The sequence below is a fragment of the Curtobacterium sp. GC_Cur_3 genome, assembly GCF_026544205.1.
Classification (GTDB): Bacteria; Actinomycetota; Actinomycetes; order Actinomycetales; family Microbacteriaceae; genus Curtobacterium.
In genome coordinates this window covers 1-17,211 of record NZ_JALNUI010000050.1, presented here as the reverse complement: position 1 = coordinate 17,211, position 17,211 = coordinate 1, and the positions used below count along the sequence as shown (strand labels likewise).

Annotated in this window: 10 protein-coding genes and 1 tRNA gene; 9 read left to right on the top strand and 2 right to left on the bottom strand. The window is 72.9% G+C overall.

Features of this window, described 5'->3' with window-relative positions; translation table 11 throughout:
- Positions 1 to 16 precede the first annotated feature (16 nt).
- The 9 genes from gltX (at position 17) to OXR63_RS18505 (ending at position 14,347) form a co-directional block, all read left to right on the top strand.
- The gene (gene gltX, locus OXR63_RS17385; RefSeq protein WP_267425395.1) at positions 17 to 1,504 is read left to right on the top strand and encodes a glutamate--tRNA ligase; all 1,488 of its coding nucleotides are present in this window, start codon (positions 17 to 19) and stop codon (positions 1,502 to 1,504) included.
- A gap of 15 nt (positions 1,505 to 1,519) precedes the next feature.
- Entirely contained in the window at positions 1,520 to 2,464 is a 945-nt protein-coding gene (locus tag OXR63_RS17380; protein ID WP_267425393.1) for an NAD(P)/FAD-dependent oxidoreductase, read from the top strand.
- Between the two features lie 44 nt (positions 2,465 to 2,508).
- A tRNA-Gln gene (locus OXR63_RS17375) sits at positions 2,509 to 2,583 on the top strand.
- A 281-nt stretch (positions 2,584 to 2,864) separates the two neighbouring features.
- The gene (locus OXR63_RS17370; RefSeq protein ID WP_267425390.1) at positions 2,865 to 5,663 is read left to right on the top strand and encodes a non-ribosomal peptide synthetase; all 2,799 of its coding nucleotides are present in this window, start codon (positions 2,865 to 2,867) and stop codon (positions 5,661 to 5,663) included.
- Positions 5,664 to 5,997: 334 nt separating this feature from the next.
- On the top strand, positions 5,998 to 6,819 hold the full coding sequence (locus OXR63_RS17365; protein WP_194625342.1) for a glycosyltransferase family 2 protein: 822 nt from the start codon (positions 5,998 to 6,000) through the stop codon (positions 6,817 to 6,819).
- Positions 6,816 to 7,784 (top strand): glycosyltransferase family 2 protein, encoded by a 969-nt coding sequence (locus tag OXR63_RS17360; protein ID WP_267425384.1) that lies wholly within the window; start codon positions 6,816 to 6,818, stop codon positions 7,782 to 7,784. Before OXR63_RS17365 ends, OXR63_RS17360 begins: the two co-directional genes overlap by 4 nt.
- Entirely contained in the window at positions 7,781 to 11,359 is a 3,579-nt protein-coding gene (locus tag OXR63_RS17355; protein ID WP_267425382.1) for a glycosyltransferase, read from the top strand. Before OXR63_RS17360 ends, OXR63_RS17355 begins: the two co-directional genes overlap by 4 nt.
- Positions 11,346 to 13,382, top strand: a complete 2,037-nt coding sequence (locus OXR63_RS17350; RefSeq protein ID WP_267425380.1) for a DUF7402 domain-containing protein — start codon at positions 11,346 to 11,348, stop codon at positions 13,380 to 13,382. Before OXR63_RS17355 ends, OXR63_RS17350 begins: the two co-directional genes overlap by 14 nt.
- Complete coding sequence (locus OXR63_RS18505) at positions 13,379 to 14,347, top strand: glycoside hydrolase family 16 protein (protein ID WP_267425379.1); 969 nt, start codon at positions 13,379 to 13,381, stop codon at positions 14,345 to 14,347. Before OXR63_RS17350 ends, OXR63_RS18505 begins: the two co-directional genes overlap by 4 nt.
- 138 nt (positions 14,348 to 14,485) lie before the next feature.
- On the opposite strand, the gene OXR63_RS17340 is transcribed toward OXR63_RS18505, so the two are convergent.
- Together OXR63_RS17340 and OXR63_RS17335 are read right to left on the bottom strand one after the other, a co-directional pair.
- Positions 14,486 to 15,655 (bottom strand): glycosyltransferase family 4 protein, encoded by a 1,170-nt coding sequence (locus tag OXR63_RS17340; RefSeq protein ID WP_267425377.1) that lies wholly within the window; start codon positions 15,653 to 15,655, stop codon positions 14,486 to 14,488.
- Between the two features lie 77 nt (positions 15,656 to 15,732).
- A partial coding sequence (locus OXR63_RS17335) for a lipopolysaccharide biosynthesis protein (RefSeq protein WP_267425376.1) occupies positions 15,733 to 17,211 on the bottom strand: 1,479 nt, incomplete at its 5' end.

Below are 17,211 nucleotides of genomic sequence, written 5' to 3'. Positions count from 1 at the left end.
TAGGATCGAAGCCGTCATGACTGCGCCTTTCACCACTGCCACCGGGTCCGATGTCCGCGTCCGTTTCTGCCCGTCCCCGACGGGCACACCGCACGTCGGACTCGTGCGGACCGCCCTGTTCAACTGGGCCTACGCCCGGCACACCGGCGGCAAGCTCGTGTTCCGCATCGAGGACACCGACGCCGCCCGGGACAGCGAGGAGTCCTACGAGCAGCTCATCGACGCGCTGCGTTGGCTCCGGCTCGACTGGGACGAGGGCGTCGAGGTCGGGGGACCACACGGGCCGTACCGGCAGTCGGAGCGCACGGACGTGTACGAGGACGTCATCGCGAAGCTCCAGGCCTCCGGGCACGTGTACGAGTCCTTCGTCACGCCCGAGGAGATGGAGGCCCGCAACGTCGCAGCCGGCCGTGACCCGAAGCAGGGCTACGACAACCACGAGCGCGACCTCACCGACGAGCAGCGTCAGGCGTTCCGCGACCAGGGCCGGGCGCCGGCGCTGCGGCTCCGCGTGCCGGACCGCGACCTGAGCTTCCAGGACCTGGTCCGTGGGGAAATCACCTTCAAGCAGGGGACCTTCCCCGACTTCGTCGTGGTGCGTCCGAACGGCAAGCCCCTGTACACGTTCACGAACCCGCTCGACGACGCGCTGATGGGAATCACCCACGTGCTCCGCGGCGAGGACCTGCTGTCGTCGACACCGCGACAGATCGCCCTGTACGAGGCGCTGTTCGAGATCGGGCTGACGGAGTTCATCCCGGTGTTCGGGCACCTGCCGTTCGTCATGGGTGAGGGGAACAAGAAACTCTCCAAGCGCGACCCCGAGTCGAACCTGTTCCACCACCGTGCCGCCGGCATGATCCCCGAGGGGCTCATGAACTACCTCGCGCTGCTCGGCTGGTCGATCGGACCCGACCGCGACGTGTTCTCGATCGAGGAGATGGTGCAGGCGTTCGACGTCGCCGACGTCAACCCGAACCCGGCGCGCTTCGACCACAAGAAGGCCGAGGCCATCAACGGTGACCACATCCGGCTGCTCGACCCGGCCGACTTCCGCGACCGCCTGAAGCCCTACCTGACCGCCTACGTCGACGTGCCCGCGACGCCGGAGCAGGAGCGTGTCCTCGAGCTGGCGGCGCCGCTCGTGCAGGAGCGCGTGCAGCTCCTGGGGGAGGCGCCCGGGATGCTCGGGTTCCTCTTCACCGCCGACGACGACCTGGTGGTCGAGGACGACGCCCTCGCCAGCCTCAAGGGCGACCCGACCGAGGTCCTGCAGGCCAGCACCACCGCGCTCGAGGGCGTCGAGGACTGGCGCACGGAGTCGATCGAGGCGGCGCTCCGCACGGCGCTCATCGACGGACTCGGGTTGAAGCCCCGCGTGGCGTTCGGACCCCTGCGCGTCGCGGTCTCCGGTCGTCGGATCAGCCCGCCGCTGTTCGAGTCGATGGAGATCCTCGGCAAGGACTCCACGCTCGCCCGACTGCGCGCCCTCGCGGCTCGCTGAGACGACGCGGACGGCATGGACGAGCACGGGCAGACGGTCCACGACGTCGCGGTCATCGGCGCGGGGCCGGCCGGGCTCAGTGCCGCGCTGAACCTGGTGCGGGCGAAGCGGACCGTGCTGCTGGTCGACGCCAATCGTCCTCGGAACGCCGCCACGCTGCGGTCGCACGGGTTCCTGACCCGGGACGGCATCTCGCCGCTCGAGCTGCGCAAGCTCGGGCGCACGGAGGTCGAGCAGTACCCCGAGGCGACGGTCGTGCAGGCCATCGTCGACCGCGTGCAGCCCGACGACTCCGGTTGGCGGCTGCACGGCACCTGGCGCGGCGCCGAGGTCGAGGCCGTGGCGCGCACGGTGGTCGTCGCCACGGGGCTCCGGGAGGAGTTCCCCGCGCTGCCGTCGCTGCGCGCGTTCTACGGCAGTGCGATGCACAGCTGCGTCGAGTGCGACGGGTACGACAAGGCCGGGCAGTCGCTGGCGTTCATCTGCGAGACGCCCGACGTGGTCGCCCGCGCGCTGCTCATCGCCTCGTGGACGGACGACCTCGTGGTGTTCACGAACGGCGTCGCGCCGCTCGACGAGGACGGCCGTGCTCGCCTGGCCGCTGCGGGCGTGCGCGTCGAGGAGCGGCCCGTCGCCGACCTCGAGGGGGACCGGTCCGGGATGACCGGCGTCCGGCTCGCAGACGGGCACGTGGAGCCGCGCACGGGCGGGTTCGTCCGGCCGACGTGGCACGTCGACCTGGACTGGGTCGACGCCGCGTTGGAGCGTGACGACGAGGGCCTCGTCGTCGTCGACCGGGTGGGCCGGACCAGTGTGCCCGGGCTGTACGCGGTGGGGGACGTCACGCCGCCGGGCCCCGAGCAGCTCATCGTCGCGGCCGGTCACGGGGCGACGACGGCTGCCGCCGTGCACCGCGACCTCGTCGGTGGTCTCGCGGACCCCCGGGATCATGTACAGTAGATGACCGTGCCCCGGACAACGGGGCGCGAGGCCGACAGGCCTCTTGGGGTATGGTGTAATTGGCAACACAGCGGTTTCTGGTACCGTCGTTCTTGGTTCGAGTCCAGGTACCCCAGCCAGACTGACGAACAGCCCCCGGGTCTTCCCGGGGGCTGTTCGCGTTCCACCCCCGGCTCGCCCGGTGATCGTCCGTGCGCGTCAGGGCGCCGGAGTCTGCGCGGGTTCGCAGCCCGTTCTGCGCTGTTTCGCAGTCGGTTCTGGGGGAGTCGCGACGATGCGCAGAACCGCAGGATGTCCGCACGGGCGTCGGCACCCCTGGAACGAGGGTGATGATCCGACCTAGTGTCCGTTGGAGTGAGCCGGAGCCACCGGTCTCCCGACGATCCCTGAGGGCACCTCCTTGACGACAACAGCACCCGAGACCCGACACCCCTGGGCGTACACCGCTGCCGTCCCCGCCGCCGCGGACCACTCCGTCGTGGACCGCTGGGCACGGGTCGTGGCAGCACACCCGGATGCGCCGGCACTCGCGGGCGAGGGTCGGCAGCTGAGCTTCGTCCAGGCGGACGGCCTGGCCCGTTCGCTCGCGCTCCACCTCGGGGAGCGACTGCGACCGGACGACCACACCGGCACGGGCACGGGTCCGACCCCGGGCGGCGCCCCGGTCCCGATCGGCGTGATGGCCGGACAGACGACCGAGGCGGTCGTCGGGATCCTCGCGCTCGTCATGGCGGAGCGCCTCGTGGTGGTCCTCGACGACCACCTGCCCGCCGCCCGTCTGCGGCACGTCGTGGAGCTCGCCGGGGTCACCGAGGTGCTCGCCGACGCCGAGCGCTCGGCTGCGGCATCCGCCGTGCTCGGTGGCGACGGCGTGGTGCACGACCTGCACACCCTGCTGGCGGACGCCGAGGCAGGCCGGCCTGAGCCCACGGGCGACGCGACCGCCAGCGACGCCACCGCCACCCCCACGGCGACCGCCAGCGACACGACGGCCCCCACCACCACGAGCCGCCCCGGCGCGAGCGACCCCCTCGTCCTCGCGTTCACCTCCGGCTCCACCGGCATGCCCAAGGGCGTCGCCATCACGCACCAGCAGCAGCTCGACAACGTCGAGCAGGACGCCGTCGCGATCGGCACCGCCCCCGGGGACCGGCTGGCGCTCGTGATGCCGCTGTCGTTCGCGGCCGGCTTCCTGTTCGGCTTCAGCACGCTGCTCAACGGCGGCGCCGTCGTGCTGCTCGACCCCCGCGACCTCGGCACGGACCGGGTCCTCGAGCGGATGTCCGCCGAGGGTGTCAACGTCCTCGTCTGCACCCCGCACCTGCTCCGGTCCATCGTGTCGAGCGTGACGCAGGACCGGGTGCTGCAGGGCCCCGGCCAGGAGACCCGCCTCGCCGCGACGAAGGCGCTCCGTGTCGTCGTCACGAGCGGCGAGGCCATCAGCGGCTCCGACGTCGTCGCCGCGCGCCCCGTCCTCAGCGACACCACCACGGTGTGGAACGCATTGGGCGCGAGCGAGATGGGCTGCGTCGCGTTCTTCCCCGTGGCCCCCGGCGACGTCGCCCCGTCCGGGGTCGTCCCCGCCGGCTACGCCCTGCCGAACAAGCACGTGACGATCGTCCGCGAGGACGGCACCCCCGCCCCCGTCGGTGAGGCCGGCCAGCTGCTCGTCGAGTCCGCGGGCCTGACCTCCGGCTACTGGGGCGCGCCCGAGAAGACCGCAGAGCACGCCGGTGTCAGCGCCGACGGCGTCCCGACCTGGCGGCAGGGCGACCTGGCCCGCATGGAGCCCGACGGCTGCATCGTGCTGCTCGGCCGCTCCGACGACGCCGTCAAGGTGCGTGGGTACCTCGTCGAGCCGAGCGAGATCGAGGCCGCCATCCGCGGGCTCGAGGAGGTCCACGACGTGGCCGTCACCGCGCTCGTCGAACCGCCCGCCGTCACCCGGCTGGTCGCCTACGTCGTGGGCCGCCCCGGACGCCGCACCCCGTCGCCCGCCGCGATCCGCCGTGCCCTCCGCGACGTCCTGCCCGAGTACATGGTGCCGGCGACGATCGTGCCGATGCCCGCGCTGCCCCGCACCGAGCGCGGGAAGGTCGACCGGACCGAGCTGCCGAGTGCGCCGGCGATCGAGGTCGAGATGGTCGAGGGCGAGTACGACCAGTGGGAGCTCGTCGTCGGTCAGATCTGGGCCGAGGTCCTCGGCCTCCGCGGCGTGCACCTCGACGAGGACTTCTCGGCGCTCGGCGGCGACTCGCTGTCGGCCGAGGAGATGCTCGCGATCGTGCAGGAGCGCCTCGGCGTGGACCTCCGCGCCTCGGAGCTGCTCGAGCACCCGACGCTGCGCTCGTTCGCCCGGCACGTCCGGTCCGGCGCCAGCGCGCTGCCGAGCCACCCTGACATCGTGAAGGTCGCCGAGGCCAGGAACCCCGGCCACCCGCCGGTGTTCTGCCTGTCCGGCGGCGGGGCCCTCGCGCTGACGTTCCTGCCGCTGTCCCGGTACCTGCCCGACCACGACGTCTACGCCCTGCAGCAGCACGGCATCGAGCGCCGTGGCCTGCCGGACTGGAGCATCGCCCGCGCCGCCCGTCGCTACATCGCCCTGATGCGCATCGTCCAGCCGCACGGCCCGTACCTGCTCGTCGGCCACTCCCTCGGCGGGCTCATCGCGCTCGAGGTCGCGAAGATGCTGACGGAGGCGGGGGAGCAGGTCGACCACGTGGCCCTGCTCGACACCTACCTGCCCCGCACCCGCTCCGAGAGCGCCCAGCTGCACTTCGGACGGATCGAGCAGCGGGAGCCCCAGAACTCGACCGTGCGGTCCGTCAAGCGCGGGCTCGACCGGGTCACCAAGCGGATCATGCCGTCCGGCCTGCCGTGGGGCGACCTGTTCGGTCGTCGCCTGCGGGCCTACGGCGCCGGCGTGCTGCGCTTCGGCGGGCAGAAGGACTTCGACGCCTTCTTCGACCAGGCGGAGCTCGTCACCCGACGGCACACGGCCACGCCGTACCACGGGCGGTCGACGTTCGTCCTCGCGGACGGCAACCCCGACGTGCAGGGCTGGTCCGCCGTCCTCCGCGGTGACACGCGCACCGTGCGGATCGAGAGCGAGCACAGCTCGCTCCTGCGCGAGCCGCACGTGGCCGAACTGGCGGCGGTGCTCCGCGAGGCGCTCGCGCCGGCTGACGCGCGGCCCTAGGGCCCACACAGAGCGGACGGGAGGCTCGTGGCGACGCCGCCACGAGCCTCCCGTCCGTTGGTCGCGCCCGGCGCACCGCGGGCCGTTGCGGGTTTCCGTATCCGCACTCGGGGGTCCGCAAGGGACCGCACATCGCATTGACCCTCACTGCTGCCGCCGCGATGGTGGGAATCACCAGGGAACGGCGCACCCCCGTTCCCCACCACCAGGCGGGGGCACTCGACTCCGCAGGCATCGTCGCCGACGTCTCAGCGTCTCGTCCTCCGTCACCCACGGACGACCGTTCGCTTCCCACGAACTCATCCGTATGCCCCCTGAACCCGACAGGAGCACCATGTCCGCCAGCACCTCCCGACCCCGAGACCCCCGCGTCTCGGTCGTCATCCCCGCTCGGAACGAAGCGAGGAACCTCGAGATCATCCTCCCGAAGCTCCCGCCCGTGTACGAGGTGATCCTCGTCGACGGCAACTCGGTCGACGACACCATCGCCACGGCCCAGCGCCTGATGCCGTCGATCAAGGTCGTGCAGCAGACCCGCAAGGGCAAGGGCAACGCCCTGGTCTGCGGTTTCGAAGCCGTCACCGGCGACGTCGTCGTCATGTTCGACGCCGACTGCTCCGCCGACCCCGACGAGATCCCGCGCTTCGTCGACGCGCTCGTCGCCGGCGCCGACGTCGCGAAGGGCACCCGCTACGCCCTCGGTGGGGGCAGCGACGACATCACGATCGTCCGAAGCCTGGGCAACCGTGGCCTGAACGTCGTCAGCAACGTCCTGCTCGGCGCGCGCTACACGGACCTCTGCTACGGCTACAACGCCTTCTGGGCCGACACGCTGCCCAAGATCGGCCTGCTGTCCTCGACGCTGCCGAAGCCGACCGACGGCTCGATGCTGTGGGGCGACGGCTTCGAGATCGAGACCATCCTCACCTGCCGCTGGTCCGCCGCGGACCTGGTGATCTCCGAGGTCCCGAGCCACGAGAAGCTCCGCGTGCACGGCACCAGCAACCTGAACGCCATCTCCGACGGCATCCGCGTGCTGAAGTCGATCATGCACGAGCGTCGCCGCGTCTCCGAGGCCGCTGCCCGCGCCCGCATGGCCCCCGTCACCCGCGCCGTCCCGACCGCCGTGCCCGCGCTCGACGAGGAAGCGGCGTGACCGCCCCGACCGTCGCGGTCGTCATCTGCGCGTACACCCAGCAGCGCTGGGGCGACCTGCAGGACTCCGTCGAGTCGGCCAAGCGTCAGCCCGAGGCGACCGAGGTCGTCGTCGTGATCGACCACGAGCCCGAGCTGTACCTCCGCGCGAAGGCCCGCTGGCCCGAGCTGCGGGTCGTCGAGAACTCCGAGGACCGCGGCCTGTCCGGGGCCCGCAACACCGGTGTCGCCCTGACGGACGCCGATGTCGTCGCGTTCCTCGACGACGACGCCACGGCGGACGCCGACTGGCTGCAGCACCTCGTCGCAGCGCTCGAGCTCCCCGACGTCGTCGGCGTCGGCGGCCGTGCCACGCCGTCCTGGCCCACCACGACCGGCGCTGGCCCGTACCCGGCCGAGCTGCTCTGGATCGTCGGCTGCAGCTACGCCGGTCTGCCCACCGCGGCCGGCGACGTGCGCAACGTCATCGGGTCGAGCATGGCCTTCCGCCGTGACGTGCTGCTCGCCGCGGGCGGGTTCCGCTCCGGCATCGGCCGTGTCGGCAACCAGCCGCTCGGCTGCGAGGAGACGGAGCTCTGCATCCGCATCGCCCAGGCGAAGCCCTCCTCCCGCATCCGCTACGAACCGCGCTCCAACGTCTCGCACCGTGTGTCCCCGGACCGCGTCGAGATGCGCTACGTCCGTCGCCGCAGCTACTACGAGGGCATCTCCAAGGCCGTCCTCAGCCGTCGTGTCGGCACGGGTGACTCCCTCTCGAGCGAGTCGACGTACCTGACGAAGGTGCTCCCCGGCGCGCTGCTGCGGGAACTCGGCGGGCTCGGACGCGGCGGTGGGACCCGTGCGTTCGCGATCGCGCTCTCCGTGGCGTCCACGATCACCGGCTACGCCGTCGGTCGGGTCCTGGGTGGCGTCGTCGTGTCGCCGGCCGCCCCGGTCAAGGCGCCGCAGACCGTCGGTGCGCCGTGACCCGTTCCACCCTGGCGATGGTCATCTCGCCGATCGTGGCAGGGCCGCTGTTCCCGACGTGGGACGGCGCCGTGTGGGTCGGCGAGGTCGACCGTGCCGACGTGCACGCCTCGAGCCACCGGGACGTCATCGCGCTCCGCGGGGCCGAGGGCTACCGACGCGCACGGCTCCTCGTGCGTGACCACGGCGAGCCGCTCGGCTTCGTCGAGACGGAGGTCACCGAACGCCGACGCATCGGCGCGACGATCGACGTCCGCACGCTCCAGCGTGCGATCCGCCCGATGTCCGCACCCGTGACACGGCCGGCAGCAGACCAGGTGCTGCCGTCCGTCACCGTGGTGCTCTGCACCGACGGCGCCGCCGACCAGACGATGCGCTCGCTGCTCGCGGTGCGCCACGACGACTTCGACGTGGTCGTCGTCTCGGACGCCGCCGAGGACGGGGACGACACGGTCGTCACCATCGACGGCCGCCGCGTGACGACGATCGCCGCACCGACCGGCGGCCTCGCCGCCGCCCGGAACGCCGGACTCCTCGCCGCCACCGGTGAGGTCGTCGCGTTCCTCGACGAGGGCGCGATCGTGGACGAGGGGTGGCTCTCGGCCACCGCGTCCGCCTTCGCCGCCGACGCCGACGTGGCCTGTGTCACCGGGCTGGTCCCGAGCGCCGAGCTGCGCACCCCCGCGCAGCGCTGGCACGACGACCGCACGCCGGCCGCCCGCACCGTCCGCCGCCGGGTGATCCGTCGCGACGACGAGCAGGACGGCGGCCCGCTGCACCCCTTCGCCGCGTCCGCTTACGGCACCGGCGGCAACCTCGCCGTGCACCGCGCGACCGTCCTCCGGATGGGTGGTTTCGACACCGCCTTCGGTCCGGGGACCCGCGTCGGCGGTGGCGACGACCTCGACCTCTTCACCCGACTGCTGTTCGCGGGCTCCGCGATCGCCGTCGAACCGGCCGCCATCGTCTGGCAGCGCTCAGCGGACGACGTCGCGTCGCTCCGTGCGGCAGCTGCGGCGCACGGCCACGGACTCGGAGCATGGATGACCAAGAACGCCTTCGACCGGGAGACGCTCGCCGCGTCGGTCGACGCCGCGCCCGGGGCCGTCAGCGCCTTCGCACGGCTCGGCCTCGAGCAGGGCGACCACGCCTCTGACGTCGACGCGCTCGCACGCCGTGCGACGGGTGTCGAGCCGGACGCCGACACCGGCGCCGTGCCGGCGGACGCCGTCGACGCGGAGTTCCGCGCGACGAAGCACCGCCTGCGCGGGGTCGAGCGACGCTCCGTGCTGACCGCACCGTTCCTGGCACTCCGCGAACGCCTCGGCGGCGCCGGCACGATCGACCGCACCGCCCGTGGCCGACACGAGCTGCAGCGCGGCCTGAGCACCGCCGGTCCCGCACGCACCGTCGAGAACGGCGCCATGGGCCCCGTCGCGCGGCTCGTCGCCGCCGGCGTCGTCATGGCGACGCTGCTCCTCGCCGCGATCGGCACCCTCGCCGGGCTGCCCGTGCTGCGCGCCAGCGCCATCGCCGTCTACCTCTTCGCGCTGCTCGGGGTCGCCCCGCTGCTGCTCGTCCGCCCGATGCCGCTGGCACGGTTCGCGGCCTTCGCGGTGACCGCGTCGCTCGTCGGCACGATCGGCATCGGCTACACGATGGCGACCTTCCACATCTGGGCACCGGTCGTGCCGTTCGTCGGTGTCACGGTGCTGACGGCCCTCGCCGTCGCGATCGCCGTCCCGCGGGACGTCGCCGACCTGCGCCGCAGCCGCCTCGCCGCTCCCGAGGGCACGCTCCGCGCCCGCTGGGGCACCACGGCGACCGTCACCGCGCTGACGCTCGTCGGCCTCACGATCGTGGTCGTCTCCGCGCTCACCCACGTCGGTGACCCCGTCCCGGCCGGCCTGTTCGGCTCGCTCGGTCCGGGACTCGCCATCGGCCTCCTGGTCATCGTCGCGGCGGCCGTCGTGGCGCTCGTCCGCGGACGTGGCGTGGCCGTGCCCGTCGTGGTCCTCGGCGGGGTCGTGCAGCTCGCCCAGGCGATCACCTACGGCATGCCGACCGTGACCGCGGCAGCGCGGCACATCGGCGTCCTCGAGTACATCCGCCGCTACGGCGGCACGAACCCGACCGCCGACATCTTCCAGACCTGGTCGGGGCTGTTCGCCGCCGGCGCGTGGGTCGCCGACGTCGGGGGCATCGTCAACACGATGCTCATCGCCGCCTGGTTCCCCGTGCTCCTGGCCTTCAGCACCACCATCGCGGTGGGTGTCCTCGCGGCCAGCTGGCTGCCCGGTGCCCGTCGCCCGTGGATCGCGGCGTTCCTGACCGCGATGACCGGCTCGCTGAACACGACGTACTTCTCCCCGCAGTCGACCGGCATCCTGATGTCGATCGTGATCCTGGTGCTCGCCACCGGCCAGCTCCGCACCGCGGTCGTGACCGGTGCCGACGGCGAGGCCGTGGAGACGCTGCGTGCCCGCAAGGTCGGGCTGTCCCGGATCATCGCGATCGGCGGCATCGCCATCGTCCTCGCCGTGACGCACCAGATCTCGCCGTACCTGACGGTCGCGGCGCTGGTCACCCTGGTCGTCTTCCGCCTGCTCCGCCCGTGGTGGCTGCCGGTCGTGGTCCTCGTCCCCGCGGTGGTGTTCGCGCTGCTCAACGACGACGTCCTCGGCAAGTTCCTCTCGCTCGCCGCCGTCGGCCGCGTGCTCGACAACGTGCAGCCCCCGTCGCACGACATGACGGTGCTCCCGAAGCCGCTCGTCACGCGCCTGGCGTTCGACATCCCGGCCGCCGCGCTCATCGTGCTCGGGCTGATCGCGCTCATCACCGTCCTGCTCCGCCGTGACCGGCTGCACTGGGGGCTCCTGGCGGCAGCGGCGAGCCCGATCTCGCTGCTCGTCGCGACGAACTACGGCCAGGAGGGCATCTTCCGCGTCGTCCTGTTCGCCACCCCGTGGATCGCGATCCTCGCCGCGGCGCTCCCGGCTCCTGCCGGTCGCCTCGCCTGGTCCGGTCGCCTGGTGGAACGCTCGATGCGTCCGACCGCCGTCAAGTACGCGGTGGCGGCCGCCGGGGTCGCGGCGCTCGTCGCGGTCGGGGCGTTCGGCCAGACCGCGCTCGACTGGAACCGCGTCCCCACGCGGAGCCAGTCCGAGGCGACGCAGCTCTACGACCGCACCGCGCCGAAGGGCTCCCTGATGCTCCTGACCGGCTCCGCGAACGCCGTGCCGAGCAACACCGGCTCCCGGTACTTCGACGTGAACTACCTGTCCCGCGAGGTCCTCGGGGCCTACCCGGACTCGGCGGGCTCGTACGACGCCACCGGCGACGTGTCGAAGATGACCCGCGACCTCGTCAGCACCTGGCCCGCCACGAAGTACTACGCCCTGGTGGCGGAGCCCTTCGGCGCCTACGACGAGCGCTACGGCTACCAGAGCGACGCCGACTACCAGCAGCTCGGCGCGGCGATGGCGAAGTCCCCGTACTGGGAGCGCGTCTGGTCCTCCGGCACCACCGCGATGTACCAGCTGAGCCCGGCGGGACTGCGTCATGGCGCCGAGTAGGGCCAGGCACCGACGGGCGCGGCGAGGGATCGCCGCGCCCGTCGCGGCCGTCCTCGTCGCCGCGGTCGCCGTCGTCGGCCTCGTGGTCGGCCCCGTCGCCGCGAACGCGTGGACCGGTGCGACCAGGACGCCGTCAGCGTCGACGACGTCCGGCACGACGACGTACAGCACGGCCGCGGTCACCCGGGCGACCGGCACCACGGCCAGCGGCGCGGCCGACTGCAGCGCCGGCCGGGTGCTGACCGTCGTGGCCCACGCCGACGACGACCTGCTCTTCGACGGCACCGCGCTCCGCACCGACGTCGACGCCGGGCGCTGCGTGCGCTCCGTCGTCGTCACCGGGGGCGACGCCGGCAAGCCCGCCTGGTACTGGCAGGGCCGCGAGGACGGCCTGATGGCCGCCTACGCGAACCTGGCCGGGGTCTCCCCGCAGTGGGCGTCCGGCACCCTCACCACGGCCGGCAAGACGCTCCGCACCGCGACGCTCACCACGAACCCCCGCCTCAGCCTGGTGTTCCTGGAGCTCCCCGACGGCAACGTCGACGGCTCGGGCTTCGCCGCGGACGGCAGCGAGAGCCTGCAGAAGCTGTACCAGGGCGGCATCACGACGATGCACACGCTCACCGGTGCGGCCCAGCCCACGACCTACACCCTGCCGCAGCTGAAGGCCACGCTGCTCGGGGTCATGCAGGACTTCGCCCCGACCGACGTCCACACCCTCGACCAGGTGGGCAGCTACGGCGACGGCGACCACAGCGACCACCACACGATCGGCTACCTGACCAACCAGGTGCAGCAGCAGTACACGGGCACGCACGCGTTCACCGGGTACATGGGGTACCCGATCGCGAACCGTCCGTCGAACCTCACCCAGGCGCAGACCGACGCCAAGGGCGCCGTCTTCTACACGTACGCCGCGCACGACGGGGAGACCTGTGCCTCGTGGCAGGCCTGCTCCTCGAAGCCGGAGGGCTCGTGGCTGAGCCGCCAGTACACCGCCGGCTCGAGCGTCCCGACGACCCCCGGGAACCCCACGACCCCGGGCGGCACCACGCCGACCGAGCCGACCAGCCCGACCCGCGGCACCGACGTCACCGGCACGGCGACCGTCACGGCCAGCGGTGAGAACGCGGCCGACGGCCAGACGGCGAAGAAGGCCGTCGACGGCGTCTTCAGCGGCTACCCCGACGCCCCGAGCGCCGAGTGGGCCGTCCCGTGGGGCGGTGTCGGCACCTGGATCCAGCTCGGCTGGTCCGGCGCGACGAGCATCGGCGAGGTCGACCTGGCCGACCGTCCCAACGCCGACGACCAGGTCACCGGCGGCACCCTGACGTTCTCCGACGGCTCGAGCCTGACCGTCCCGTCGCTCGACAACGGCGGCGCCGTGACCCGCCTGGCGTTCACCGCCAGGAAGGTCACGTGGGCCCGGTTCACGGTCACGGCCGTCAGCAGCACCACCCGCAACGTCGGCCTCTCCGAGATCCGCGTCTACGGCCCGGCCACGTCGTCGTCCACCCCGACGCCGACCCCGACCGCGACGCCGACGGGGACGCCCACCGCGACCCCGACGGGCACACCGACCCCGACGCCGACCCCGACGTCGGTCGACATCACCGGCAGCGCGACCCCGACCGCCGCGTGGGACAACCCCGCCGACGGCCAGACCGTCGCGAAGGGCGTCGACGGCATCGTCTCCGGCTACCCGAAGAACTCGGCCGCCGAGTGGGTGGCTCCGTGGGGCCGCACCGGCGTCTGGTACCAGCTGGACTGGTCGTCGTCGGTCTCCCTGCAGCGCATCGTCCTGAACGACCGGCCGAACCTGTCCGACCACATCACGAGCGGCACCCTGACGTTCTCGGACGGCAGCCAGGTGCAGGTCGGGTCGCTGCCGGACGACGGCTCGGCGCTCACCGTCGACTTCAGCGCGCGGAACGTGAAGTGGGTCCGCTTCACCACGACCGGGGTGTCGAACAGCACCACGAACGTCGGGCTCTCGGAGATCCGCGCGTGGGGAGTCCGGTGACGGACACGTCGCTCGACGACCCACCGGTCGACGACGACGCCGCCGCGGCGCACGGGGCCGCACCGGCCCACGCTGAGGGGCTCGCACGCCACCGTCCGGCGCACAGCCGCGGCGCCCGGCGCCTGGCGCTCGGCGTCGGCGCCCTGGTGCTGGTCGCCGGGGTCGTCGCCGCGTCGGTGACGAGCACCGCCGACCGTGACAGCCATGACCCGAGCGGAGTGACCATGCCGACCACCGACGGTGACGGGTGGAATCGTGTGTTCTCCGAGGACTTCGCCGACACCACGCCCACCGGCGGCTTCGAGGGGCCCTACGCCGACCGCTTCTCCGTGTACCACGGCTTCGCGGACACCGCGGGGACCGGCCGCTACCAGGCCGACGTCCTCACGGCCCACGACGGCATGCTCGACATGCGGCTCCGCACGACGAAGGCCGGCACCCCGCTGGCCGGCGGCATCGTCCCGCTGATCGACGGCCGGTGGGGCGGTCAGACCTCCGGCCGGTACACCGTGCGGATGCGGAGCGACGAGGTCGCCGGGTACGGCGTCGCGATGCTCCTCTGGAGCGACCAGAACGTCTGGGCGGACGGCGAGATCGACTTCCCCGAGGGTGCGCTCGGCGCCCCGGCGTGGCTGAACGTGCACTGCCTCGCCGACCCCGCCGAGAAGTGCGTGCACCTGGAGACCGGGGCGTCCCTGGCCGACTGGCACACCTACACGATCGAGTGGACCCCGACGCGGATGTCGTTCCTCATCGACGGCGAGGTCGTCGGCTCCACGACGGAGAACATCCCGACGGCGCGCATGCACCTCGTCATCCAGGCCGGCTCGAACGCCGGCAACCCGCCGGCCGACGCCGACGGCTCCCTGCTCATCGACTGGATGACGATCGACGTCCCGGCCGACGGGGCGGCGCCGCAGGCGACGATGCCGTCACCGGTCCCGACGCAGCCGGCGGCCGGCTGACCGGCTCGGCACACAGACGGACGGGAGGCTCGGTGCGCGACGTGCACCGAGCCTCCCGTCCGTCGTGGTGGTGACGACACGCACGGATGGCCGGCCCCGACGGGACCGGCCACCTGTGCGTGTCGCGACGAGCTCGCGTCAGCGGCGTCCGTGGGCGCGCAGCGCGCGGAGCAGCCCCGTCAGGTGCGGCTCGGGGCCGTAGTGTTCCCGGACCCACTCGCGGCACCGTGCGCCGAGGGAGGGGTCGTGCACGGCCTCGTCGAGGACGTCGAGGACCTTCTTCGCGAGCGCCGCGGTGTCCTCGGGGTCGACGGTGAACCGTGCCCACTCGCCCGCGAGGATCTCGCCGGTGCCACCGGAGGCCGCCGCGACGACGGGGCGTCCGGCGGACATGGCCTCGACGACGACGCGACCGAAGCCCTCCGGTTCGATCGACGGCACGACGACGAGGTCGGCCGCGTGCAGGAGCGGGACGACGTCGTCCCGCTCCGGCAGCACGAGGACCGACCCGTCCGGGAGCGCGTCGATCGCCCGCTGCACCGCGGGGGCGTCGACGGGGTAGAGCGCGCCGGCGAGCACCAGGAGGGGCTCGCGGCGTGGGGCGCCGGCGCCGCTCGAGCCGCTCGTGACGGTCGTCACGGGCAGGCGGTCCGAGGCCGCGGCGAGGACACGGCCCCAGGCCTCGAGCAGGGCGAGCACGCCCTTGGACGGGGTGAGCCGCCCGTAGTACAGGACCGTGGGCGTGGCGTCGTCGATGTCGAGCGCCACGCGGGCGGCGTGCACCTGGGCCGGTGTCGACGCGGGGAAGGCGTCGGTGTCGACCCCGTTCGGGACGACGGTGATGCGCTGCGGCGGCACACCGGCCGCGGCCCAGGCACGCGCCATCGCGTGCGAGACCGCGAGGTACTCGGTGCGTCCGCCGGCCAGCAGCCCGAGGCGCGCGTAGTTCGGCGCGTGGTGCAGGTGGACCACGAGCGGGACACGGGCGACCGTCGACACGAGACGGCCCCACGGCAGGAACTCCGGCCGGTTCAGCCAGAGCACGTCGAGGCGTGCCCGCCGCACGGCGAGGCCCTGGCGGACGAACCGGAGGGCGTCTCCGAACGCGGACCGCAGGGTGAAGCGGTAGTCGCTCGCACGGTGCAGACGGACGCCGAGCCGGTCGTACGGGGCGCGGCCCGCGTCGGCGGGGCCGCTGAGCGCAGGACGGTGCCAGACCTCGACGTCGAGGCCGGCGGCGACGAGGTCGCGGGTGTCCTCGAGGACGCAGCGTTCCACGCCGCCCGTGATCGCGAGGCCGTTCGTCACGATGCCGACCCGTGGGGGCCGTGTCGCGGTGGTGCGGTGCCGACGGCGCGGACGCCGGCGGTCGGTGCCACGGTGGCTCATGCGACACCGCCGCGGGCCGCGCGCAGGCGGCGGAAGAACCAGGGCATGCAGGCGAGGACACCGGCGACCCGGACGCAGTTCCAGAACAGGTCCTGCGGCACGAACACCGAGATGCCGGCCACGACCAGGGATGCGATGACGACCAGGACCACGCGGAGCTCCGGGCCCCGCCACTCACGGCGGTCGGACAGCGCCCACTGCTGCATGGCGGCGAGCCCGGCGTAGGCGACGACGGTGGCGACGCCCGCCCCGGCGATGCCGAGGACCGGCACCAGGAGCAGGTTCGCACCGATGTTGACGGCGCCGGCGATCGCGCCGATCACCCCGACGGCGACACCGCGGCGCTCGACCAGCAGGAGCCGGCCGGTGGCACCGCTCGCGACGACCGGGAAGGCGGTGATGGCCACGACGAACACCACGACGGTGAGGTCCTGCACGCGGTAGGAGGCCGGCGCCAGGATCGGCAGCGCGACCGGCGACACGAGCGTCACGGCGAGGAGCACGGGCGCGAGGAGCTTGTACAGCTCGTCGCGGGAGTGCATCGCGAGCTGCCGACGGGCGACACCGTCACGGAGGGCGGCGAAGTGCGGCGCCCAGGCCTGGTTCGTGAAGGTCAGCAGGAGGATGACGGCCGACCCGACGACGTAGGCGATCTGGTAGCGGGCGACCTCGTCCGGGCCGAGCAGGCGCTGCACGACGAGGCGGTCCCCGGCGTTCAGCACGAAGTAGGACAGGCTGCCGAGGGCGATCGGGATGCCGAGGCGGAAGGCCCTGGCGGTCGTCTTCCGGTCCAGGAGCCCGGCGAGGCGCGGCTTCGTCGCCGCGATGCCGATGACCATCGCCACGCCCTGCGCGACGACGCCGCCCCACGCGTACGTGGTGGCGTCGGCCCGGACGAAGGTGAGCAGTCCGAGCCCGATGATCGAGCCGCCGATCGAGGACAGCAGGCTCGTCACGGCGAAGACCTTGATGCGGTCCTGCGCGACGAGGAGCGCGAGGGAGATCTGCACGATCGCCGCGGGGCCGGTCCACAGCACGGCGACGAGGAGCAGCGGGTGGTTGCCGATGAACCCGGCGGCGTCGCCCCAGAGCGGGATGGTCGTCAGGGCGAGGACGGTGACGACGCTCGCCGTGATCATGCCGACGGCGAGCAGGCCGCGGGCGCGGGTGTCGGACCCGTCCTCGGCGCGCTGCAGCACCGACGCCTGGTCGATGCCCATCACCGCGAGGACGACGAGCGCCTGGTAGAGGGCGATCGCGGACGCCAGGACGCCGAACTCCGCCGGTGGCATGAGGTGCGCCAGCACGGGGGAGATGAGCGAGGAGACGACGAGCTGCATCGACCAGACGACGACGTACAGCAGGCCCCGGCCGAAGAGGACCGACGCGCCCTTGCGGACGGCGACGCTGCCCGTGTCGAGGGACTCCGTCGCGCCCTCGGCGGGAGCGAGGTCCGGGACGGTGATGGTGCCGGT

Coding starts and splice junctions, on each gene's coding strand:
- OXR63_RS17350 (WP_267425380.1), top strand. CDS start 11,346: ATGGCGCCGAGTAGGGCCAGGCACCGACGGGCGCGGCGAGGGATCGCC.
- OXR63_RS17380 (WP_267425393.1), top strand. CDS start 1,520: ATGGACGAGCACGGGCAGACGGTCCACGACGTCGCGGTCATCGGCGCG.
- gltX (WP_267425395.1), top strand. CDS start 17: ATGACTGCGCCTTTCACCACTGCCACCGGGTCCGATGTCCGCGTCCGT.
- OXR63_RS17365 (WP_194625342.1), top strand. CDS start 5,998: ATGTCCGCCAGCACCTCCCGACCCCGAGACCCCCGCGTCTCGGTCGTC.